Consider the following 22,128-nt stretch of genomic DNA (forward strand, 5'->3'; position numbering starts at 1 on the left):
TCATTGAACGGCTTCGGACATGGCATAGAGCAGTGGGTGCAGCAGATGGAGCGCCTTGCGCCCCTGAGCGGGCAGGACCGTTATCAGCAGCTGGAGCAGTTGCTGGGACAGCGGGATCTTGACGCCCTGCTGGCAATCTTTGCCGAGCGGGTGGCAAAGATTGTCCGGATCCACGCCCTCCACTTCGACTGTGGCCAGCCCCATCCCCTCATCTCCCACCCGCCCCAGGCCAGGCAGGTGCTGCACGGCTATCGCTTCGAGCTGCGGGGCCAGCACGACCAGTTGCTCGGCCAGCTGCATTACGAGCTGGAGCAGCCCCTGGGCGACGGCCAGCGCCGGCTGCTGGAGCAGTACCATCAGCTGTTCAGTCTCCCCCTGCCCCTCTATCTGCGGCTGGATCGGCTGGAGCAGCAGGTGCGGCTCGACCACCTGACCGGGCTCGGCAATCGCGCCTACTTCGACGAGGCCATCGGCCGGGCGGTTGAGCAGCACAGCCGGGAGCCCCACGGCCTGGTGCTGGTGCTGCTGGATCTCGATCGCTTCAAGCAGGTCAACGACACCTGGGGCCACCCGGTGGGGGATCTGGTGCTGAGCCGCTTCGCCCAGCTGCTGCAGGGTTGCATTCGCGGCACGGATCAGGCGTTTCGCCTCGGCGGGGACGAGTTTGCCCTGCTGCTGCAACCCGCCGACCCCGAGGCCTGGCGCCCGGTCTGGCTGCGGCTGCAACATGTGCTGCACAGCCACAAGGAGCTCAGCGCCTTCTCGGTGGGGTGCAGCCTGGGGGCCGCGAGCTGGCACTCGGGCATGGACGTGGAGCGGCTCTACGCGACGGCGGATGCCCACCTCTACGCCCGCAAGAAGGCCGGCGAAGCGGGCATCCCCGAATAGGGCGCCGTCAACCCCGCGCCGTCAATCGGCCCGGAGTGACGACACGCCGCCACTCCCAGGCCATGCCCCCTTCGGGCGCCAGAAATCCGTCGCAGACGAAGAGCCCGGCCACCAGGGCCGCCTGCTCGCCGTAATGGAGGATGGGAATGCGTCCCCGCTGCCAGGAGGGCACCCCATGCTCCTGCAGCAGCTTCTTCAGGCGCCGGCTGCCAGCCCGTCCCACCGGCTTGAGCATGACACCGGGCGCCACCTGGAAGCGTACCGAGAGCGGTTCGTCCTCCCGCGGCGCCCTCAGCCCCTCGCCACCCGATGACCACAGCCTGAACTGCCCCAAGCCGTCCGGCAGGGTGAGCGCCTCCCCCACCCCGATGGGCAGCACCTCCTCGCGGGGCGCCAGACCCGGCGCCACCAGATACAGCCGTCCCTGAAAGCGGCGACACTCCAGTCCCTGCAGGCTCAGCCTGGGGTTGGCGTCCTCGCGCGCCAACGCCACCTCCTGCCACAGCAGGCCCAGCAGCGCCCGGGACGGCATCTCCCCCCCCTGGCGGCGGATCCAGTGGCGCAGCAGGTTGTTGCGCCGCACCTCGGACAACCCGTGCAGAGGCGCGATGCGCAGCGCCTCTCCCTCCCCGGCCCGTAGCCAGTCCGCTTCGGCCAGCTCGCCGATGAGCACCTCCTGTTCGGCGCACAGGGCCATGCTGCGCGCCGCCGTCTGGGCCATGGCGGGCCAGCGCGCCTTGAGCTGGGGGATGAGCTGCTGGCGCAGGAAGTTGCGGTCATAGCTCGGGTCCTCGTTGCTCTCGTCCTCCACCCAGCCATAGGGCAGGGTGGCGGCCGCGTCGGCCAGCTCGGCCCGGCTGATCTCCAGCAAGGGGCGCAGCAAGCGGCCGCCGGCAAAGGGCTGGTCTGGCACCATGCCCGCCAGCCCGCGCAGCCCGGTGCCACGTTTGAGCGCCAGCAGCAGGGTCTCCAGCTGATCGTCCTGATGATGGGCGGTGAGCAGCCACTCCCCCTCCCCCAGGTGGGCGGCGAGGCGCTGATAGCGGGCCTCCCGCGCCTGGGCCTCCAGGCTATCGCCGTTGCCCCGGGCGAGGCGCACCCGCTCCACCACGAGGGGCACCGCCAGTTGCCGGCACACCCCCTCGCAATGGGCCACCCAGTCGTCGGCGTGGGGGCTCAGGCCATGGTGGACGTGCAGGGCGCGCAAGGCCAGGCCCTGTTCACGGGCAAAGCGGGCCGCCAGCACCAGCAGCACGGTGGAGTCGAGCCCGCCGCTGAAGGCCACCAGCAGGCCGCGGGAACCTTCCGGCGCGGGCAGAGTCTGACAAAAACGAGAATAAATACGAGAAATCATAGGCTTCCCCAATACGACCAGGGCGATCTTAGCAGAGTCGGGCTTATCAAGCGCTAACCCGGCTGCTAGAGTGAGACGCTCCCTGCGTGGGCAAGGAAGCCACCTAACCCGAATTGGAATACAACATAATGAACAACAAGAAAAACCTGCTGGCCGCCCTCGTCGGGCTGGCCCTGCTGGCCGGTTGCAGTCAGGCACCGGACGGCTCAGACAAGCACTCCGGCCTCGCGCTGGCCAACATGGACACCAGCGTCAAACCCGGCGACGACTTCTTCCGCTACGTGAACGGCCACTGGCTCGCCACCGCCAAGATCCCGGACGACAGGCCCGCCGACGGCGCCTTCTACCTGCTGCGGGACAAATCCCTGGCGGACGTGCGGGTGCTGGTGGAAGGACTGGACGGCAAGGCCGCCGCCGGCACCCCGGCCCAGCAGATCCACGACCTTTACCAGAGCTATCTGGATCAGACGACCCGCAACGCCAAGGGCACCACGCCCCTGCTACCGATGCTGAGCGAGATCGAGCAGATCCGGACCCCGAGTGATCTCGCCCGCGCCTTCGCCCAGAGCGGCCGCACCGGTGGCGGCGCCCCCTTCGGCTTCTGGATAGACGCGGACGCCAAGGCGCCGGACAGCTATGCGGTCTACCTCTACCAGGCCGGACTCAGCCTGCCAGACAGGGACTATTACCTCAAGACGGATGCCGCCAGCCAGGCGTTGCTGCACAAGTACGAGCAGCACATCGCCGCCATGCTGGCCCGTTTCGGCGAGACAGACGCGGGGGCCAAGGCCAAGCGCATCCTGGCCCTCGAGACCCGGATCGCCCGGATCCAGTGGGACAACGTGGCCCTGCGGGACAGAGAGAAGAACTACAACAAGGGGCCGGTGAGCGAGCTGGGGCGCCTCGCCCCCGCCATCGACTGGGACGCCTATCTCGGCCAGGCCGGCCTCGCGGGCCAGAGCAGCCTCGTCATCGGCCAGCCCACCTACCTCTCGGCCCTGAACGAGCTGATGACGACGACCCCGGTCGGCGACTGGCAGGCCTACCTCAAGTGGCAGCTCATCACGGACTACGCCCCCTACCTCGACAGCCAGACCGATGCCCTGAACTTCGCCTTCTTCGGCACCGCCCTGAGCGGCACGCCCAAGCAGCGCGCCCCCTGGGAGCGGGCGCTCGGGGTGCTGGACAACAACCTGGGGGAGGCGGTGGGCAAGCTCTATGTCGAGCGCTACTTCCCGCCAGAGGCCAAGGCCCGCATGGAGCAGCTGGTGGAGAACCTGCGCACCGCCTACGGCCAGAGCATCCAGGAGCTGGACTGGATGTCGCCGGCCACCAAGACCCAGGCCCTCGAGAAGCTCGCCAAGTTCAGGCCCAAGATAGGCTACCCGGACAAGTGGAAGGACTACGGCGCCATCGCCATCCGTGCCGATGATCTGGTGGGCAACCTGCAACGGGCCCGCGCCTTCGAATACGCCGACAACCTGGCGCGCCTCGGCAAGCCGGTGGACAGGGACGAGTGGCACATGTCGCCCCAGACGGTGAACGCCTACTACAACCCGAGCAACAACGAGATCGTCTTCCCGGCTGCCATCTTGCAGCCCCCCTTCTTCGACATGACGGCGGATGACGCGGTCAACTACGGCGCCATCGGCGGGGTCATCGGCCACGAGATGGGCCACGGTTTTGATGATCAGGGGGCCAAATCCGACGGTGACGGCGTGATGCGCGACTGGTGGACGCCCCAGGATCTCAAGGAGTTCCGCTTCCGCACCAGCCGGCTGGTGGCCCAGTACAACCGCTTCGAGCCCATCAAGGGCCAGTATGTCAACGGCCAGTTCACCCTGGGGGAGAACATCGGCGATCTGGGCGGCCTCACCATAGCCCACAAGGCCTATCTGCTGTCCCTGGATGGCAAGGAGGCGCCGGTGCTGGACGGCTTCACCGGGGAGCAGCGCTTCTTCCTCGGCTGGGCCCAGGTGTGGAAGGGTATGTATCGCCCCGAGCTGATGCAGATGCTGCTCGCCTCGGATCCCCACTCCCCGCCCGAATACAGGGTCAACGGCGTGGTGCCGAACATCCCCGCCTTCTACGAGGCGTTCAAGATCCAGCCGGGTGACAAGCTCTATCTGGACCCGGCCAAACGGGTCAAGATATGGTGATCACAGGGCGCTCAGGGGTTGCCGACAGGCGGCCCCGGACCGCATTCCGATGTGGCGGGGGCCAGCCCCTGCCCGTCGACACAGCAAGACAAGCAGCAACAAGGGTCATCTCCATGAAAGCCTTATACCTTACTCTCGGTCTGCTCACCCTGCCCCTGGCCAGCCAGGCGGCAGACGGGTTCTTCCAGCAGCAGACCCTGCCGGCAGGCCAGGTCATCACCGTCAGCGAGGGGCGCGGCGAGCCCGCCTCCACCGGCAGCTACGATGTGCGCCTCTACTCGGGTGCCAACCCCCAGTTCCCGCTGGATCAGTTCATCGACGGCAAGGTGCTGCCGCGGGACGGCAGCGTCAAGGCGCTGAAACTGCTGGATCTCAACGGTGACAAGCAGCCCGAGCTCATCGTCATCGTCGAGAGTGCCGGCAGCGGCAGCTACCTGAGCGCCGACGCCTTCACCATCCATCCCCAGGAGGGGCTGGAGAGCTTCAACCACGTGGAGGGGCTGGCCCCCGATGAAGATGTGATCCAGGCGCTCAAGGCCCCCCGCGACTGAACGCGCACCACAGCAAAGAGAACAAACCCCGCCATGCGGGGTTTGTTCTCTTTGGGGCCATCACTTGATGGCGCAGGGCGAATCGCTCCCCGGGGTACGGCGGCGCCGGCGCCGCCACAGGGAGAAGACGCCGTAGCCTGCGCTCAGCAGCACCGCATAGAGCACCTGGGAGGAGAGCGCCACCAGCACGGCGAGGCAGAGCAGGGCGCTCACCCCCGCCAGCCCCTTGCCCAGGCCGCCGAGCAGGCGCCAGCCTGCCGCCATGCAGAGCAGGTAGACCAGCACGAAGTTGCCGTTGGCGTAGCGGATGAGGGCGTCGAGCGGCAGCCTGAGCCAGAGGATCAGGGTGATGGAGACGAGGCAGATGGCGAGCACCCAGCACAGGGCATTGAGGGGGGCGCCACGGGCCGAGAGCCGGGCCATCGCGCCCGGCAGCTTGCCCTCCCGCGCCATGCTCCAGATAAGCCGCGCGAAGCCCTGCAGATAGATGTTGATGCTGGCGAAGCAGGAGAGGTAGCCGAGCACCGCCACCAGCCACTTGGCGGTGGGGCCGAACAAGAGTGAGAGCAGGGCCGGGATGGCGGTGGCGTTGGTCGCCTCGTCCCCGTAGAGGCCGTACTTCAGCACCACCAGGGAGTGGATCCAGTAGATGAGCCCGGCCAGCAGCACGCCGCCGAGCAGGGCGAGCGGGTAGTCCCGCTGCGGGCGCTTGAACTCCTCCCCCATGTGGGCGAAGGCCTCGAGCCCGACGAAACACCAGAACATCACCGCCAGCGCCGAGCCCATGGCGGGCCATTCGCTCGCCGCCGGCAACGGCTGGGCCGCGTCGCGCCAGCCGAGCTCCCCCTTGAACCAGATGAGCAGGGTCAGCCCCAGGATCGCCAGGGCAATCAGCAGTTGCAGGTTGCCGGAGGAGCGCGCCCCCCGCAGCCCCAGCAGGAAGACCCCGAGCAGGGTGAGCAGCTGGATGGCCCAGAGGGTCCACTCCCCCATGTCGAACAGGGCGTGCCAGAAACCGGCGGCTATGGTGAGGGCGGCGGGCAGCCCCACCGGCAGCACCGCCAGAAACAGGAAGGCGGAGAAGCGCTCGGCGCCGTTGCCAAAGGCGAGCCCGATGAGGTGGGGCGCCCCGCCGGCGTGGGGATAGCGGCGCCCGAGCCGCGCGAAGGTGAAGGCGATGGGCAGCACCAGCGCGATGAGCAGCAGCCAGGCCCAGAGCGACGCCCCGCCCGCCAGCGATGCCGCAGTCGCCGGTACCACGAAGATCCCGGTACCGAGCAACGAGGTGGCGAGCAGCCCCATCCCCTGCCAGAGCCCGAGCTCCTTTTTCAACCCAGACATATCCTTTTGTCCTGTCTAGAAAAACATCCCGCCATGTTAGGCCGCTGCCGCGGCTTTGTTAAGCTTTCGCGCATATAAAAAGGCCGCCTCAATCGAGGCGGCCTTTTCACCGAGACTGACCGGAGTCGTCAGGCAATCAGCTTGTAGATGATGCCGGACATGGCGATGAGGCCGATGAGAGTCACGAAGCCGTTGCTCAGGTTGCCGGCGTATTTGCGCATGGCGGGCACCTTGGCGATGGCGTACATCGGCATCAGGAACAGCAGCATCGCGATGATGGGGCCGCCCAGGTCTTCGATCATGCCGAGGATGCTCGGGTTGATGGTGGCGATGGCCCAGGTGGTCAGGATCATGAAGATCGCGGTCACCTTGTTCAGCTGCTTGACGTCGACGTTCTTGCCCTTCTCGCGCAGGGACTTGGCCATCAGGCCGTTCATGCCCTCTTGCGCCCCCAGGTAGTGACCCAGGAAGGACTTGCTGATGGCGACCATGGCGATGAGCGGTGCCACAGTGGCGATCACCGGGTTGTCGAAGTGGTTGGCCAGGTAGGAGAGGATGGAGATGTTCTGCTCCTTGGCCGCCGCCAGGTCAGCCGGGGAGAGGCTCAGCACGCAGCTGAACACGAAAAACATCACTGTCATCACCATCATGACGTGGGCGCCCAGCAGGATGTTGCTGCACTTCTTCTCGGCGTTGGCGCCGTAGCGGCCTTTGTTGTCCACCGCGAAGGAGGAGATGATCGGGGAGTGGTTGAAGGAGAACACCATCACCGGAATGGCCAGCCACAGGGTCTTGATGAAGTCACCGTTGAAGGCGTCGGACAGCGCCGGGGCTTCGGTGATGATGGCGCCGTTCCAGTGCGGGATCAGGTAGACCGCCAGGCCCATCAGGGTGATCACGAAGGGGAAGACCAGCACGCTCATCGCCTTGACGATGACCTGGCCGCCGAGGCGAACGATCGCCATCAGACCCAGGATCAGCACCAGGGAGAGGATGGCGCGGGGGGGCGCAGTCATGCCCAGCTGGTGCACCATCAGGCTCTCGACCGTGTTGGTGATGGCCACGGAGTACATCAGCAGGATGGGGTAGATGGCGAAGAAGTAGAGCAGGGTGATGAACTTGCCCGCGGTCTTGCCGAAGTGCTCCTCCACTACCTCGGTGATGTCGCCGTCACGGGTGGCACCGGACAGCACGAAGCGGGTCAGGCCACGGTGGGCGAAGAAGGTCAGCGGCAGGGCCAGGATCAGCATGGCCACCAGCGGCCACAGACCACCGACGCCTGCGTTGATCGGCAGGAAGAGGACACCGGCACCGATGGCGGTACCGTACAGACCCAGCATCCAGACCACGTCGGCCTTGTTGATGCCACGGGAGGAGGCGTTGCTTAAGCTGCCTTCAACTGCAATGTTCATGTCAGACATAGGGGTAATCCTGTCATCAAGGAAAGTGGAATCTCGTTGCTTATTTGGCCACCTGGCCGGTTCCGCATCCCTGGAACTGCTGCTGTTCATCCCTGCTCTTGTGTTCTCACGCCAGGGCAACCGGGCCATCACGTCCCGCGACAACCGAATTGCAACATACTGCAGCATGAAATCCTGAACCTGATGGCGGCGCCCTCTGCCGTTAACAAACTGACAACGACCGCCTCATCCGATGCGCTGACTCTAATTAAATGACCCAATTAATCACAGTGTTTTTTTGAATTAATCAACCAAAGTTTGACTCTGGTCGCCTTTCGATCGTGTCAGCTCACATTTTTAGCGCCAGATTGTTAGTATTTTTTAACAATTCAAATTTGTTTCAATAGATTCCAATACTTACCGCGATCACAAGTTCGCTACAAGGCCCGGCTCCGGGGTCGATTGTCTGGGTCGGCGCCTTGGCGTACCCTTGTGACTCGCCCTCTTCCTGCCGAGCCATGATGACCATCACCCGCACCGATCTCGCCGAACTGGCGGTGTTTGCCGCCGTCGCCCGCCACCAGAGTTTCAGCAAGGCCGCCCTCGAGCTCGGGGTCTCGGCCTCGGCGCTCAGCCACAGCCTGAAGGGGCTGGAGAACCGGCTCGGGATCCGGCTGCTCAACCGCAGCACCCGGGCCGTGGTGGCCACCGATGCGGGCCAGCGGCTGCTGGCCCAGGTGCTGCCCACCCTGACCCAGCTGGAGGGGGCGCTGGAGGAGCTGACCCGCCACGGCGACGAACCGGTCGGCCGCCTCAAGATCTGCGGACCCAGGGCCGCCATCCAGGAGCTGCTGACCCCGGTACTGATCGACTATCTGGTGCGCTACCCGCGCATGCAGGTGGAGGTGGTGGAGCTGGAGCTGATGCCGCGCCTCATCGAGGATGGATTCGACGCCGCCCTCTTCTACGGGGATCTGCTGCCCAAGGAGATGATCGCCGTGCCCCTCGGCGCCCAGCAGCGCTACCTGGTGGTGGGCGCCCCCGCCTATCTGGCGGCCAGGGGCATCCCCCGGCACCCGAGCGAGCTGAGCCAGCACGACTGCATCGGCTATCGCCTCACTCCCCATCACCACTATCGCTGGGCCTTCGCCGCCGACGACAAGCTGCTGGAGATAGAGGTGAGCGGCCCGCTCACCACCAGCACCCCGGCGCTCTACCTGGGGGCGGCCGAGGCGGGGCTGGGGCTGGCCTACTGCCAGGAGGAGGAGGTGAGGGAGGCGCTGGCCGCGGGGCGGCTGGTGAGCGTGCTGGACGACTGGAGCCCCAGCTTCGCCGGCTTCAACCTCTTCTATCCCGGCCGCCACCAGCTGGGCAGCGGCCTGCGCGCCCTGATCGACATGCTGAAGGCCCACCATCGGACGGATTGATTACTGAAAAATACTCAGCAATCCATCAAGGAAAAGCCTGATTATCGGTAAAAATAGAATAATTTAGACTGTCTGTCCGAGCATCGAACTCCCCGAGAGAACAGACATGTCCGCCTACTTCCATCTGCGCCAGCGGGCCATGACCCGCCGCTTCTGGGGCTATGCCCTCCCCTCCGTCCTCGCCATGCTGGTCTCCGGCGCCTATTACCTGGTGGACGGCATCTTCGTCGGCCACTACGTGGGGGCCGCGGGCCTCGCCGGCATCAACCTGGTCTACCCGGTCATCATGGTGCTGATAGGCCTGGCCGCCATGATCGCCATGGGGGCGGCCACCCTCATCTCCTTCCAGCAGGGCGCCAGAAACACGGCGCTCGCCCGTCAGGGGCTGGTCAACGGGCTCTGGCTGCTGGCACTGCTGGGGGCCCTGGCCCCGCTGCTGCTGCACCGCTGGCACATCGACATCCTGCTGGCCCTCGGCCTTGAGCGGGGCAGCGACACCTGGCAGCAGGCCAGCGACTACCTCGGCTGGATCGGCGGCGGCACCCTGCTGCTGGCGGGCAACCTCGCCGTGCCCTATCTGCTGCGCAACGACGGCCGCCCCCGCCTCGCCATGGTGCTGGTGAGCGGCGGCGCCCTGCTCAACATCCTGCTCAACTACATCATGGTCGGCCGGCTCGGGCTCGGCCTGACGGGCACGGCCCAGGCGACCCTGATGGCCGAGGGGATGGTCAGCCTGCTGGGCCTGGGCTACTTCTTCACCCCTTATGCTCGCCTGCGCCTCTCCTGGCGCCAGCTGCGCCCCAGCTTCCCGGCCATGCCGAACCTGCTGTTCACCGGGCTGCCGAGCCTCATCGCCCAGTTCAATCTGGGGCTCTTGCTGATGCTGCACAACAGCCAGCTGATGGTGCACGGCTCGGTCAAGGATCTGGCGGGTTTCACCGTGGCCGGCTACACAGAGGCGGTGTTCATCGTGGTGCTGCAGGGGTTGGCGTTTGGCATCCAGCCCCTGGTCAGCCAGGCGGCGGGCGCCCGTCGCCACCGCGATCTGAAATTCCTGATGGAGATGGGGCTCAGGATCACGCTCCTCTACGGTCTGGCGGTCTGGCTGCTGATCCAGCTGCTGCCGCAACCTGTCGCCATGCTCTACACCGGCAGCCAGGATGTCGAGCTGCTGGCCGCGGCCATGCGCAGCCTGACCCTCAACCTCGCCGCCATCCCGCTGGAGGGGATCGTCATGTTCGGCATAGTGCTGCTGCAAGCCATGGCCCGCACCCGCCAGGCGCTGCTGATCTCGGTCGCCAAGACGGTGCTGCTGCTGCCGCTCATCTTCCTGCTGCCGCTGCAATGGGGCCGGGACGGGGTGCTGCTGGCCCAGCCCACCACAGTGCTGCTGCTGACCCTGCCCCTGTGCTGGCTGCTGTGGCGGGAGTGGCATCGCCTCAGGCTGGCGTGCGCCCCCCTGAGCCGGCGTCGCCGGTCGCAGCCCGCCCGCCGGGAGGGGACCCTGGCGCGCCACACGAGCTAGCGTCGCGAGCCCCCTCGCCGGGTGATCCGTCCCTGATGGCAGATGGCTGGAATCCAATAGAAAAACGGGCCTCGCGGCCCGTTTTCATCTCTCTCGATCAGCGCAGCACCTTGACGGTGTAGCTGCCGTCGGCCTGACGATAGAGGCCGTGAATGTCGGTCTCGAAGCCCGGGTAGTGGGCCCCGATCTCGCACAGCATCTCGAGGAACTCGAGCACCGGCAGGGAGTCCTGGGTCACCATCTCGCCCGGCAGCACCAGGGGTACTCCCGGCGGGTAGGGCAATATCATGTTGGCGCTGATGCGGTCCACCATGTCGCGCAGCGGCACTTCCACCACCTTGCCGGCCAGCTCCTGCTGCCAGGCGGCGTGCGGGGTCATCTTCATCTCCGGCAGCACGTCGAACGCCTTGAACATCAGCTCCGGCAGACGGTACTTGCTGGTCAGCTCGTGAATGCGCTGGGCCAGCTCCTGAATGCGCATCCCTTCGTAGAAGCTCGGGTCTTCCCGATAGAGGCTCGGCAGTATGTTCTTGATGGTCAGGTTCAGGTCATAGCCACGCTTGAACTCGGTCAGGGCGCGCAGCAGCTGCATCGCCTTGGACTGATCGATACCGATGGAGAAGAGGAACAGCAGGTTGTAAGGGCCGGTCTTCTCCACCACGATGCCGCGCTCGTCCAGGAACTTGGAGACCAGTGAAGCAGGAATGCCCTTCTCCAGCAGCTGGCCGTCACGACCCATACCCGGGGTCAGCAGAGTGACCTTGATGGGATCCAGGTACATGTGGTTGTCGTCGATGTCCTTGAAGCCGTGCCAGTCATCTTTCGGATCCAGCTTCCAGCACTCGACGGTGTCGATGTTGTCCGGCTGCCATACGTCGAAGAACCAGCCTTCGCTCTGATCACGCAGACGCTTGATCTCTTTGCGGAAGGAGATGGCGCGATCGATGGAGTCCTTGATCAGCCGCTTGCCGGTGTTGCCACGCATCATGGCAGCGGAGATCTCGGTCGATGCCACGATGCCGTACTGCGGCGAGGTAGAGGTGTGCATCATGAAGGCTTCGTTGAAGGTCTCTTCCTCCACGTCACCCTTGATGTGGATCATCGAGGCCTGGGAGAAGGCCGCCAGCAGCTTGTGGGTGGACTGGGTTTCGTAGAACACCTTGCCCGGAATGGCGTCGCCGCTCATGCCGCACTTGCCTTCGTAGATCGGGCTGAAGTTGGTGTAGGGCACCCAGGCACTGTCGAAGTGGATGTAGGGGGTGTCCAGCGCCTCCTTGATGAAGCCGGTGTTGTAGAGCAGGCCGTCATAGGTGGAGTTGGTGATCACGGCGTAGCGCGGCGCCTGGGCACCCGGGGTGGCGGCGACCTTGGCGGCGATGGTCTCGCGGCTGAATTCGCTCCGGGGGATGCCCCCCAGAATGCCGTAGGCGTTGCGGGTCGGACGGAAGTAGAGCGGGGTCACGTCGTTCATCATCATCAGGTGAGTGAGCGACTTGTGGCAGTTGCGATCCACCAGCACAGTGCTGCCGGCCGGCGCCGAGTACATGCCGACGATCTTGTTGGCAGTGGAGGTGCCGTTGGTGACGATGTAGGAGCGATCGGCGTTGAAGGTACGGGCGATGTACTCCTCGGCTTCCTTGTGGGGACCCGAGTGGTCCAGCAGGGAGCCGAGCTCCGGCATGGAGATGGAGACGTCGGCCTTGAAGGCGTTCGGGCCGTAGAAGTCATAGAAGATGCTGCCGGCCGGGCTCATCTGGAAGGCGGTACCGCCCATGTGACCCGGGGTGCAGAAGGTGTATTTGCCCTCCTCCACGTACTTGAACAGCGCCTTGGTGAACGGCGGCAGGATGGCGTCCTGGTACTCCTGGGTGGCCTGACCCATCTTGAGGGTGATGTCGTCGGCCATGCCGAGACGGTACTCGAAGAAGTGCACGTTCAGACGCAGGTCGGTCAGGTGAATGTCCAGGGTGGACTGGTCGTTGGCGAAGGCGAAGATCGGCAGCTTCTCGTTGCGATCGTGGATCTCCTTGCACAGGCCCAGGGAGTATTTGTCCCAGTCGAAGATGGCGCCGCAGACGCGGGGGTTCTTCTCGATGAGCTTCAGCAGATCGGCCACGTCGACCGGGTAGACAACCTCGAAGCCCTTGCGCTCGAGGGAGGCTTGCAGCTGGCGAATCGGTTCTTCTTTGAAGAAGACACCCAGGTGGTTGAGGATGGCAATGATGTTCATCTTGATGCTCCACACATAAGGGGGGCGCTCTCCATCGGGGATGGGGAGTGGAGAGCGCAGGAATGGAAAAGGGAGGATTAGTGGCTGGTCTGTTCACTCAGCAGGGAGTCGTGCTGACGCAGACCCTGTTTCTTGGCGTAGAACATCAGGATGATGAGCGACACCACGAAGGTGGCCGTGAGGTTGGAGCCCTTGGCCCCCATCAGCGCCACCAGGCAGAACACGCAGGCCACGCCGGAGAAGATCATGGCGCCCATGCTGCGGGAGGTCATGCCCTCGAAGCGAATGAGGTTAATGCTGGAGTAGAAGTAGGGCAGCATGGTCAGCAGCACCGCATCTGTGGTCAGCACGTTGAAGAGATCGGCCGCGTGGGCGGACTGGGAGGTGAAGGCGGTCAGGCCGATCATCAGCGCGGTCATCTTGAGGGAGCCCAGGATCAGCCCCTTCTTGGCGACGCCGTTCTCGTCCACTTCGCCGTAGATTTTCGGGAAGTTGCCGTCATGGGCGGCGCGCTTGCCCGCCTCCCCCACCAGCATCATCCAGGAGCCCAGCGAGGTGAAGCAGGCCAGGGCGGTGAAGGCGGAGACGAAGGGGGCGGACCAGTCGCCGAAGATGGCGGAGGACGCCATGGCGAAGGGCGCGCCGGAGGCAGCCACTTCACCTGCCGGGAACATGCCGCCGATCACCTGGGTGGAGAGGATGTAGATGACGCCGGCGATGGCGGTACCCAGCATGGTGGCGAGCGGTACGGTGCGCTTGGGGTTCTTCACCATGCCGGAGGAGACGGCGGCAGATTCAACACCGACGAAGGACCAGAGGCAGATCAGCACGGCGCTGATGACCGCATGCAGATCGCTGCCGCTGGTGGTGTTCCAGTTCTGGCTGTAGACGGCGGCATCAAAATGGCCCCACCCCATCACGGCAGTACCCACGACCGGCAGCAGGATCAGCACCAGCCCCAGAGTACAGAGCCGGCTCACCCAACTGCCGCCCAGCAGGTTGACGAAGGTGAAGATCCAGACCGCCGCTATGGTGGCCAGGGCCGCCGGAATGGGGTCGTTGAGGATGGGGAAGAAGACCGAGAGGTAGGAGACGCCGGTAATGGCGATGGCCAGGTTGCCTATCCAGTTTGCGTGGTAGTAGAGCACGCCGGTCTGGAAGCCGAACACGGGGGAGATCTCGCCGGCGTAGGCGATGGGGCCGCCCTCCTGCGGGTTCTTGGTGGCGAGGCGGGCGAACACGAAGGCCAGCCCCATGGCGCCCACCAGGCAGATGGCCCAGCTGAACAGGGAGATGGAGCCGATAGTGGCCAGGGCCGAGGGCAGCAGCGCGATGCCGCTCCCCATCATGTTGCCGGCCACCACACCTGTACAGGCGATGAGGCCGATCTTCTTGCTCGAATCTAGGGGCATAAGCTCTCCGGGTCGATAAAGGGGCGATTCGTGACAATGGCGGACAGGCCGCCAGCGAATGGCCACAGACTAGGCCCCCGCGCCCCGGAAAACATAAGGACCCGCTCAGGGATAAAATCATGAGGGAAATTTCTTTCCCCTCCAGGAGATAGACTTAAAATCTTTTTAAAAACAGCACGTTGACGACATGCGGTCCGGCCACCTTGATAAAACCCTGATATCCCCACCCCGCCCCTATGGCGCCCTGATACGCCTTGCCAGTGCCCCTGAACATCCCTTGATATCTTTTCGGCCCCTCTCTGCCCAGATCCACCTCCCCTTGTCCCCAACCTCCCTCGCTTGGGCCCCAGTCTCCGGCCTTGACCCGCGCACCGAGGCAAAACCGGTGAGTCGGCGGGGCTGGCAAAAGCGGGGTGACATGGCGGTCGGGAAGGTTGGAGGGATTGAGGGTGAGAGGGTGAGAGGGTGAGAAACTGAGGGATTGAGAGAATGGGCGGATCAGGAAGATAAGGAGGGAAGATGCCTTTGGCGGGAGCGAATCGGCAGGGAGAAGCCGGATGTCGCCGGGGCTGCCCGCAGGCAGCCCAGTGTTCGGCAAGACGCTGGCGGTGGCACCAGCTAGAACAGCTTCACCTTGCTCTGGCCCAGGCTGTTGAACAGCGCCGGCGCCAGGGCCTCCATATTGCTGTAGAAGCCGAGGCGCTGGCGTTGGCCCCCAGCTAGAACAGCTTCACCTTGCTCTGACCCAGGCTGTTGAACAGCGCCGGCACCAGGGCCTCCATCCTGTCGTAGAAACCGAGGCGCTGGCGTTGGCCCCCAGCTAGAACAGCTTCACCTTGCTCTGACCCAGGTTGTTGAACAGCGCCGGCGCCAGGGCCTCCATATTGCTGTAGAAGCCGAGGCGCTGGCACAGCAGATAGGTCTGCTCGGTCGCCTCCATCAGGAAGGCCTGGCTGTAGGCGTCTCCCGCCGCCTCGGGGCGGCCGTCCAGCTCCGCCAGCTTGCCGCGCAAGATGTGATAGAGCACGGTGCGCCCCCGCTCGGCGGCCCGGGCCAGCTGACGCTGTGCCTCCTGCGGCTGGCCGTTCAGTATGGCCTGCAGGGCCAGGGCCTCCCATACCCGGGCCGGCAAGCCGGCCTGCTCCCCCGCGATCCGGGCCAGATGGGTGCCGATCGCCTGCACCCGCTCGCTCTGGGGCTTCCCGGCCAGGGTGGCCAGCGCCTCCCCCGCCAGGTAGCGCTCCGCCAGCAGCAGCGGCTGATCCGGCTGGGCCGCCAGCGACCCGTCGAGCAGCTCGACGCCGCGCCCGAGGGCCACCTGATCCTGCTTGTTGGTGTAGTAGTGGGCCTCCATCAGCGCCATCAGCGCCCCGTCATCCGTGGGCCAGCCCACCCCGGGCGTGACGTCCGGCCGCTCCAGCACCCGCAGCAGATCCAGGCTGCTGGCCTCTAGCACCTCGTGCACGTTGTGGCGGCTGAGCCGGTACTGGTGGCTGAACAGCACCCGGCTGGTGTTGATGTTGCGGTATTCCAGATCCAGGTAGGTGCCCCCCGGCTGGCGGGAGACCCGCACGCTCAGCTCCTTGCCTGGCCGTATCCCCCCCACCAGGGTATTGGCGCCGTACTGCACCCGCAGCGTCGTGGCGGCGGCCACCTCCCCCATTAGGGCGCGGGTGATGCCGTCGGCGAGGCGCACGTTCTCGTTGCTGCCGTCCATGCCGGTGTGGAAGCGAAACACCAGCAGCTCGGGATCCAGCATGCCGTGCACGCTGGGGCTGGTGTGCTGGTAGCCGAGCAGGCTGACCAGGGTCACCAGCAGCAGGGCCACGAAGATGTCGAACCCTATCATCCGCCGGCGGCTGTGCCCGTCCCTGGCCCGGGTCGAGATGGCGCGGGTCAGGGGGCCCGCCGGGAAGGGGGCTGAACCGGGGGCCAGAGCGTCTGCCTCCACCGGTGGTTCGGCCTCGGGGGCCTTCGCCTCGGGCGCGGACTGCACCGACTCCGCCTGCAGCGGGCGCACCGGCGCCACCAGCTTGTAGCCGCGCTTGGGGACGGTGGCGATGTAGTCGGCCGCATCGGGACGGCCATCTTTCAGGATCTTGCGCAGCTCGAAGATGGACTGGGTGACCACCTGATCGGTCACCTCGGCGCCGTCCCACACCTCGTCGATCAGGGTGTCGCGACAGAATACTGTGCCGGCGTGGCTCGCCAGAAAGTGCAGCAGGTTGACCAGCCTGGGCTCGAGGTAGACCTCGCGCTCGGGGCGACACAGCATGTTGTCGTCGACCCTCAGGGTCCAGTCATGGATCTCAAAAACCGATTCGCTCATGTTTCACTCACTGCAGATGAAGACGGTGACGATGAGAGTGACGGGCAGGAGCCGAGGACGCAGAGACACGGGGAAGCGATACAGCCGGGGCGATGATGCGTTCTGCGAGTCAGCCTGGCGGGGCCAGCCTGCCGACGTCTGGGGCGCATCCTTGCGGGCATTTCGCTCCGGGGAGCGAAGGGAAGGCACTGTAAGCAAAACGGGAGCCGGATCCCACTTTTTTCGCCGATTAATCGCCGCGGCCTTGATCCCGCAGGGGTTTTTGGTGAGCTCACCGCCGAAGCGGTAGTCCTATGAGACTGGATTGCCGGCAACAAAAAGGCCCCCGACGGAGCGGGGGCCTCTTGGTCTCGTTCGGGAAGAAACGGCTTAGCAGTAGCCGTAACCCAGCAGACGCTGGTAGCGCTGCTCCAGCAGCTGTTCGCTGTCCAGCGGGCGCAGGGCGTCGAGGTCCTGCTTGATGCGGGTCTTGAGGTTCTTCGCCATCTTCTCCAGATCCCGGTGGGCGCCGCCGAGGGGCTCTTCCACGATGGAATCGATGAGCTTCAGCTCCTTCAGGCGCTGGGCGGTGATGCCCATGGCGTCCGCGGCCACCGGCGCCTTGTCGGCGCTCTTCCACAGGATGGAGGCGCAGCCTTCCGGCGAGATGACGGAGTAGGTGGAGTACTGCAGCATGTTGACGCGGTCGCCCACACCGATGGCCAGGGCGCCGCCGGAGCCGCCTTCACCGATCACGGTGCAGACCACGGGCACGGTCAGGCCGGCCATGACTTTCAGGTTGCGGGCGATGGCCTCGGACTGGCCACGCTCCTCGGCCCCCACACCCGGATAGGCGCCCGGGGTGTCGATGAAGGTGATGATCGGCATCTTGAAGCGCTCGGCCATCTCCATCAGGCGCAGGGCCTTGCGGTACCCTTCCGGGCGCGGCATGCCGAAGTTGCGCTTGATCTTCTCCTTGGTCTCGCGACCCTTCTGGTGGCCGATGATCATCACGGGCTCGCCGTCGAGGCGGGCGATGCCGCCGACGATGGCCTTGTCATCCGCATAGGCGCGATCGCCGGCCAGCTCGTCGAAGTCGGTGAAGATGTGCTCGATGTAGTCGAGGGTGTAGGGGCGCTGAGGATGACGCGCCATCTGGGACACCTGCCAGGCCCCCAGATCGCCGAAGATCTTCTTGGTCAGCTCTTCGTTTTTCTTCTCCAGCCGACGGATATCCTCGCTCAGATCCACGGCACTGTTGTGCTCGCTCACATGGCGAAGTTCATCGATCTGTGCCTGCAATTCGGCGATCGGCTGTTCAAAATCCAGAAAAAGACTCATAGGGACAATAGATCCTCTAATCAAAAACCAATTCAACCCGCTCTCGTCCAAGCAGGACTCGCAAGTCATCTATCAGTTGATCGGTGGGCGTCACCCGCCACTCGGTACCGAGCGTCAATCGCACCCGGGAGCCGGGGCGACGATAGTTTACCTGAACCGGACAGACTCCGGCACGGGCGGGCTCCAAAATCTCGCACAAACGCGGGAAAAAGCGCTCGTCAATGCGTTGTTCATCGAGGGAGATGCGGATCGCCCTGGCGAAACGCTCCCTCGCATCGTTGATATCCAGCAATTCGCGGGCCGACATTTTAAGGCCACCGGAGAAGTCATCAAAGCTGACCTGTCCAGAAACCACTAAAATACGGTCTTTTTGCATCAATTCTTCGTATTTTTCCAGCGCTTCACTGAAGAGAGTCACATCCAGACGGCCGGATCTGTCGTCCAGGGTGAAGATCCCCATCTTGTTGCCGCGCTTGGTCACCATGCTGCGGGCCGCGATCACCAGCCCCGCCGCCGTGGTCACCGTATCCCGGGAGGTGGGATGCAGATCGCACAGCCGGCCCGAGGTGTAGCGCCGCAGCTCGCTGCTGTACTGGTTGATGGGGTGACCGGTCAGGTAGAGCCCGAGGGTCTCGCGCTCCCCTTCCAGCCACACCTTGTCGGGCCAGTGGGGCACGTTGGCGAACGCCTTCTTGACGTCGTCGATCTCCTCGGTGAGCACGCCGAACATGTCGACCTGGCCCACCGCCTGTGCTTTGGCGTGTTGCTCGGCGGCGCGCATCGCCTCCTCCAGGGTCGCCATCAGGGCGGCGCGGTGGGGGCCGAGGCGGTCCATGGCGCCGGAGAGGATCAGCTTCTCCATCACCCGCTTGTTGAGCTTCTTGATGTCGACCCGGTTGCAGAAGTCGAACAGATCCCGGAAGGGGCCGTCCCGATCCCGCGCCTCCAGGATCGCCTCGATGGGGCCCTCGCCCACCCCCTTCACCGCGCCGATGCCGTAGACGATGTGGCCGTCCTCGTTGACGCTGAAACGGTAGCGGCCGGTGTTGACGTCAGGCGGTATCACGGTCAGCCCCATGCGCTGACACTCGTCCACCAGGGTCACTATCTTGTCGGTGTTGTCCATGTCGGCGGTCATGACCGCCGCCATGAACTCCGCCGGGAAGTGGGTCTTGAGCCAGAGCGTCTGGTAGGAGACCAGCGCATAGGCGGCGGAGTGGGACTTGTTGAAGCCATAGCCCGCGAACTTCTCCACCAGATCGAAGATCTTCATCGCCAGCTCGCCGTCGACCCCGTTCTTGACGGCCCCCTCCTCGAAGCCGGCCCGCTGCTTGGCCATCTCCTCGGGTTTCTTCTTGCCCATGGCCCGGCGCAGCATGTCCGCGCCGCCGAGCGTGTAGCCCGCCAGGGTCTGGGCGATCTGCATCACCTGCTCCTGGTAGAGGATGATGCCGTAGGTGGGCTCGAGTATGGGTTTGAGGCTCTCGTGCTGCCACTTCTCGTCCGGGTAGGAGATGGCCTCGTTGCCGTGCTTGCGGTCGATGAAGTTGTCCACCATGCCGGACTGGAGCGGGCCCGGACGGAACAGGGCCACCAGGGCGATCATGTCTTCGAAGCAGTCGGGTTGCAGCCGCTTGATGAGGTCCTTCATGCCGCGGGATTCGAGCTGGAATACCGCCGTCGTCTCGTAGCGCTGCAAGAGCGCGAACGACTTCTTGTCGTCGATGGGGATGGCGGCGATGTCGACCGGCGGCTTGCCCTCTTTGGCGAGACGCGGGTTAATCATGCCGAGCGCCCAGTCGATGATGGTGAGGGTGCGCAGCCCCAGGAAGTCGAACTTCACCAGACCCGCGTATTCCACGTCGTTCTTGTCGAACTGGGTGACCGGGTGGTGACCCTCGTCATCGCAATACAGCGGCGCGAAGTCGGTGATCCTGGTGGGGGCAATGACCACGCCACCGGCGTGCTTGCCGGCGTTGCGCACCACCCCTTCCAGCCTCTTCGCCATGTCGATGAGGTCCTTGACCTCCTCGTCCTGCTCGTAGAGCTCGGGCAGCTTGGGCTCGACCTCGAACGCCTTGGCGAGCGTCATGCCGGGGTCGGGCGGAATGAGCTTGGAGATGCGATCCACGAAACCGTAGGCGTGGCCCAGCACCCTTCCTACGTCCCGCACCACCGCCTTGGCCGCCATGCTGCCGAAGGTGATGATCTGGGAGACCGCCTCCCGACCGTACATCTCGGAGACGTGCTCGATCACCTCGTCCCGCCGGTCCATGCAGAAGTCGACGTCGAAGTCGGGCATGGAGACCCGCTCGGGGTTCAGGAAGCGTTCGAACAGCAGATCAAATTCCAGCGGGTCCAGATCGGTGATCTTGAGGGCGTAGGCTACGAGCGACCCCGCCCCAGAGCCCCGGCCGGGACCGACCGGGATGCCGTTGTCCTTGGACCACTGGATAAACTCCATCACGATGAGGAAGTAACCCGGGAAGCCCATCTGGTTGATCACCTTGAGCTCGATGTCGAGACGCTCGTCATACTCGGGGCGGCGCTCGGCCCGCACCGCGGGATCCGGGAACAGGAAGGCGAGCCTGTCCTCCAAGCCCTCTTTTGACTTCATCACCAGGAAGTCTTCGGTGGTCATGTCACCGGTGGGGAAGTTCGGCAGAAAGTATTCGCCCAGGCGCACCGTCACGTTGCAGCGCTTGGCGATCTCCACCGTGTTCTCCAGGGCCTCCGGGATGTCGGCGAACAGCTCGCACATCTCCTCCTGGCTGCGCAGGTACTGCTGCGGGCTGTAGCGGCGCGGACGGCGCTTGTCCATCAGGGTGTAGCCGTCGTGGATGGCAACCCGGATCTCGTGGGCGTCGAAGTCGTCGGCACCGAGGAACACCACCTCGTTCGTGGCCACCACGGGCACCTCGAACTCGGTCGCCAGGGCGACCGCCATATGGAGGTAGACCTCCTCGTCTGGGCGACCGGTACGCAGCAGCTCCAGGTAGTAGGCGTCGGGGAAGTGGTGCTGGTAGAAGGCGAGGCACTGCTCCACCATCTGGCGGTTGCCCTTGAGCAGGAACTTGCCCACGTCTCCCTCCCGGCCGCCGGAGAGGACGATCACCCCTTTGGCGTGCTCGCCCAGCCAGGCCTTGTCGATGACGGGGCGGCCCTGCACGTGGCCACGCTGATAGCCCCGGGAGATGAGCAGGGTGATGTTCTGGTAGCCGTCGTTGTCCATGGCGAGCAGGGTGAGGCGGAACTGCTCGTCCCCGAGCTCATCGCTCTGCACCCAGAAATCCGCACCGACCAGGGGCTTGATCCCCTTGCCGTGGGCAGAGCCGTAGAAGCGCACCAGGCCGCACATGTTCATCTGGTCCGTCAGGGCCAGGGCCGGCATGTTGTTGGCGGCGGCGGCGGAGACGATGGGACCGATCTTCTGCAGGCCGTCGACCATGGAGAAGTCGGAGTGCACCCTCAGGTGGATGAAGCGGGGATCAGCCATGGTCACGCCCTCTCATTGCGCAAGCAGAAATCGTTCAGACAGATCGGCATGGGTTATTCGATCCCCAGGGCGCGGCGCACCGGCTTGAAGCTCTGCCGGTACTCGGGCAGGGGCCCGCGCGAGGCCAAAATGGCGAGGTGCTCGGCGGTGGGATAGCCCTTGTGGCGGGCGAAGCCGTACTCGGGATGGCGGGCATCCAGCTCGGTCATCTCGGCGTCGCGGGTCACCTTGGCGAGGATGGAGGCGGCGCTGATGGCGGCCACCAGGCTGTCCCCCTTGACCACGGCGCGGGCCTCCATCGGCAGGGACGGGCAGCGGTTGCCGTCGATAAACACCAGCTCCGGCTGGACGGAGAGCCCCGCCACGGCGCGCTGCATCGCCAGCATGGTGGCGTGCAGTATGTTGAGTTCGTCGATCTCCGCCGGGCTGGCGCGACCGATGGCCCAGGCCAGGGCCTTCGCCTTGATCTCGTCATGGAGGGCCAGGCGCTTCTTCTCGGAGAGCTTCTTGGAGTCGGCCAGGCCTTCGATCGGGTTGGCGGGATCCAGGATCACCGCGGCGGTGACCACGTCACCCACCAGGGGGCCGCGACCCACCTCGTCCACCCCGGCAATCAGCTTGTCTTGAGGAATATCGATCGTCATCTCACAGCCTTGAATCAAAACCGGCCCCGCAGGGCCAGTATCAGCACAACAT

Annotated in this window: 14 protein-coding genes; 5 read left to right on the plus strand and 9 right to left on the minus strand. The window is 65.0% G+C overall.

Translation table 11 applies throughout. The features are described 5' to 3' along the window. Nucleotides 1-888: GGDEF domain-containing protein (locus BN1132_RS02375; RefSeq protein WP_244462897.1), on the plus strand; the 888-nt coding region annotated here is incomplete at its 5' end. 7 nt (nucleotides 889-895) lie between these two features. On the opposite strand, the gene tilS is transcribed toward BN1132_RS02375, so the two are convergent. Beyond that, nucleotides 896-2,242: a tRNA lysidine(34) synthetase TilS gene (tilS, locus tag BN1132_RS02380; RefSeq protein WP_042074683.1), complete on the minus strand. Its 1,347-nt coding sequence runs from the start codon at nucleotides 2,240-2,242 to the stop codon at nucleotides 896-898. Between the two features lie 128 nt (nucleotides 2,243-2,370). Between tilS and BN1132_RS02385 the strand changes: the two genes are divergently transcribed. Both BN1132_RS02385 and BN1132_RS02390 read left to right on the plus strand, forming a co-directional pair. Next, entirely contained in the window at nucleotides 2,371-4,401 is a 2,031-nt protein-coding gene (locus BN1132_RS02385; RefSeq protein ID WP_042074686.1) for a M13 family metallopeptidase, read from the plus strand. A 113-nt stretch (nucleotides 4,402-4,514) separates the two neighbouring features. Next, nucleotides 4,515-4,952 (plus strand): PliI family lysozyme inhibitor of I-type lysozyme, encoded by a 438-nt coding sequence (locus BN1132_RS02390; RefSeq protein ID WP_042074687.1) that lies wholly within the window; start codon nucleotides 4,515-4,517, stop codon nucleotides 4,950-4,952. A 60-nt stretch (nucleotides 4,953-5,012) separates the two neighbouring features. Here BN1132_RS02390 and yjeH read toward each other — a convergent pair whose 3' ends face one another. Beyond that, nucleotides 5,013-6,293, minus strand: a complete 1,281-nt coding sequence (gene yjeH, locus BN1132_RS02395) for an L-methionine/branched-chain amino acid transporter (RefSeq protein WP_042074689.1) — start codon at nucleotides 6,291-6,293, stop codon at nucleotides 5,013-5,015. Between the two features lie 128 nt (nucleotides 6,294-6,421). Next, nucleotides 6,422-7,714, minus strand: a complete 1,293-nt coding sequence (locus BN1132_RS02400) for an HAAAP family serine/threonine permease (RefSeq protein ID WP_042074690.1) — start codon at nucleotides 7,712-7,714, stop codon at nucleotides 6,422-6,424. 500 nt (nucleotides 7,715-8,214) lie between these two features. Here BN1132_RS02400 and BN1132_RS02405 point away from each other — a divergent pair, with 500 nt between their 5' ends. Both BN1132_RS02405 and BN1132_RS02410 read left to right on the plus strand, forming a co-directional pair. Further along, complete coding sequence (locus tag BN1132_RS02405) at nucleotides 8,215-9,120, plus strand: LysR family transcriptional regulator (protein ID WP_042075011.1); 906 nt, start codon at nucleotides 8,215-8,217, stop codon at nucleotides 9,118-9,120. A 106-nt stretch (nucleotides 9,121-9,226) separates the two neighbouring features. Then, entirely contained in the window at nucleotides 9,227-10,645 is a 1,419-nt protein-coding gene (locus tag BN1132_RS02410) for an MATE family efflux transporter (RefSeq protein ID WP_042074691.1), read from the plus strand. Between the two features lie 97 nt (nucleotides 10,646-10,742). Here BN1132_RS02410 and BN1132_RS02415 read toward each other — a convergent pair whose 3' ends face one another. The 6 genes from BN1132_RS02415 to rnhB form a co-directional block, all read right to left on the minus strand. After that, entirely contained in the window at nucleotides 10,743-12,875 is a 2,133-nt protein-coding gene (locus BN1132_RS02415; RefSeq protein WP_042075013.1) for a lysine decarboxylase CadA, read from the minus strand. A gap of 77 nt (nucleotides 12,876-12,952) precedes the next feature. After that, nucleotides 12,953-14,287 carry a cadaverine/lysine antiporter gene (gene cadB / locus BN1132_RS02420; RefSeq protein ID WP_042074694.1) on the minus strand — a complete coding sequence of 445 codons (1,335 nt, stop codon included), beginning with the start codon at nucleotides 14,285-14,287 and terminating at the stop codon, nucleotides 12,953-12,955. A gap of 820 nt (nucleotides 14,288-15,107) precedes the next feature. Further along, entirely contained in the window at nucleotides 15,108-16,616 is a 1,509-nt protein-coding gene (cadC, locus tag BN1132_RS02425) for a lysine decarboxylation/transport transcriptional activator CadC (RefSeq protein ID WP_042074696.1), read from the minus strand. A gap of 369 nt (nucleotides 16,617-16,985) precedes the next feature. Then, nucleotides 16,986-17,936 (minus strand): acetyl-CoA carboxylase carboxyl transferase subunit alpha, encoded by a 951-nt coding sequence (gene accA / locus BN1132_RS02430; protein ID WP_042074697.1) that lies wholly within the window; start codon nucleotides 17,934-17,936, stop codon nucleotides 16,986-16,988. A gap of 16 nt (nucleotides 17,937-17,952) precedes the next feature. Continuing rightward, nucleotides 17,953-21,432 (minus strand): DNA polymerase III subunit alpha, encoded by a 3,480-nt coding sequence (gene dnaE / locus BN1132_RS02435; RefSeq protein ID WP_042075016.1) that lies wholly within the window; start codon nucleotides 21,430-21,432, stop codon nucleotides 17,953-17,955. A gap of 53 nt (nucleotides 21,433-21,485) precedes the next feature. Then, a complete protein-coding gene (gene rnhB, locus BN1132_RS02440) occupies nucleotides 21,486-22,076 on the minus strand; it encodes a ribonuclease HII (RefSeq protein WP_042074699.1) in 591 nt (196 codons plus the stop codon). Between the last annotated feature and the right edge of the window lie 52 nt (nucleotides 22,077-22,128).

It is taken from the genome of Aeromonas sanarellii, assembly GCF_000820085.1.
GTDB lineage: Bacteria > Pseudomonadota > Gammaproteobacteria > Enterobacterales > Aeromonadaceae > Aeromonas > Aeromonas sanarellii.

What these genes read in the sequence shown, in the direction of transcription:
- tilS (WP_042074683.1), bottom strand. Translation starts at nt 2,242, where the DNA reads ATGATTTCTCGTATTTATTCTCGTTTTTGTCAGACTCTGCCCGCGCCG.
- BN1132_RS02385 (WP_042074686.1), top strand. Translation starts at nt 2,371, where the DNA reads ATGAACAACAAGAAAAACCTGCTGGCCGCCCTCGTCGGGCTGGCCCTG.
- BN1132_RS02390 (WP_042074687.1), top strand. Translation starts at nt 4,515, where the DNA reads ATGAAAGCCTTATACCTTACTCTCGGTCTGCTCACCCTGCCCCTGGCC.
- yjeH (WP_042074689.1), bottom strand. Translation starts at nt 6,293, where the DNA reads ATGTCTGGGTTGAAAAAGGAGCTCGGGCTCTGGCAGGGGATGGGGCTG.
- BN1132_RS02400 (WP_042074690.1), bottom strand. Translation starts at nt 7,714, where the DNA reads ATGTCTGACATGAACATTGCAGTTGAAGGCAGCTTAAGCAACGCCTCC.
- BN1132_RS02405 (WP_042075011.1), top strand. Translation starts at nt 8,215, where the DNA reads ATGACCATCACCCGCACCGATCTCGCCGAACTGGCGGTGTTTGCCGCC.
- BN1132_RS02410 (WP_042074691.1), top strand. Translation starts at nt 9,227, where the DNA reads ATGTCCGCCTACTTCCATCTGCGCCAGCGGGCCATGACCCGCCGCTTC.
- BN1132_RS02415 (WP_042075013.1), bottom strand. Translation starts at nt 12,875, where the DNA reads ATGAACATCATTGCCATCCTCAACCACCTGGGTGTCTTCTTCAAAGAA.
- cadB (WP_042074694.1), bottom strand. Translation starts at nt 14,287, where the DNA reads ATGCCCCTAGATTCGAGCAAGAAGATCGGCCTCATCGCCTGTACAGGT.
- cadC (WP_042074696.1), bottom strand. Translation starts at nt 16,616, where the DNA reads ATGAGCGAATCGGTTTTTGAGATCCATGACTGGACCCTGAGGGTCGAC.
- accA (WP_042074697.1), bottom strand. Translation starts at nt 17,936, where the DNA reads ATGAGTCTTTTTCTGGATTTTGAACAGCCGATCGCCGAATTGCAGGCA.
- dnaE (WP_042075016.1), bottom strand. Translation starts at nt 21,432, where the DNA reads ATGGCTGATCCCCGCTTCATCCACCTGAGGGTGCACTCCGACTTCTCC.
- rnhB (WP_042074699.1), bottom strand. Translation starts at nt 22,076, where the DNA reads ATGACGATCGATATTCCTCAAGACAAGCTGATTGCCGGGGTGGACGAG.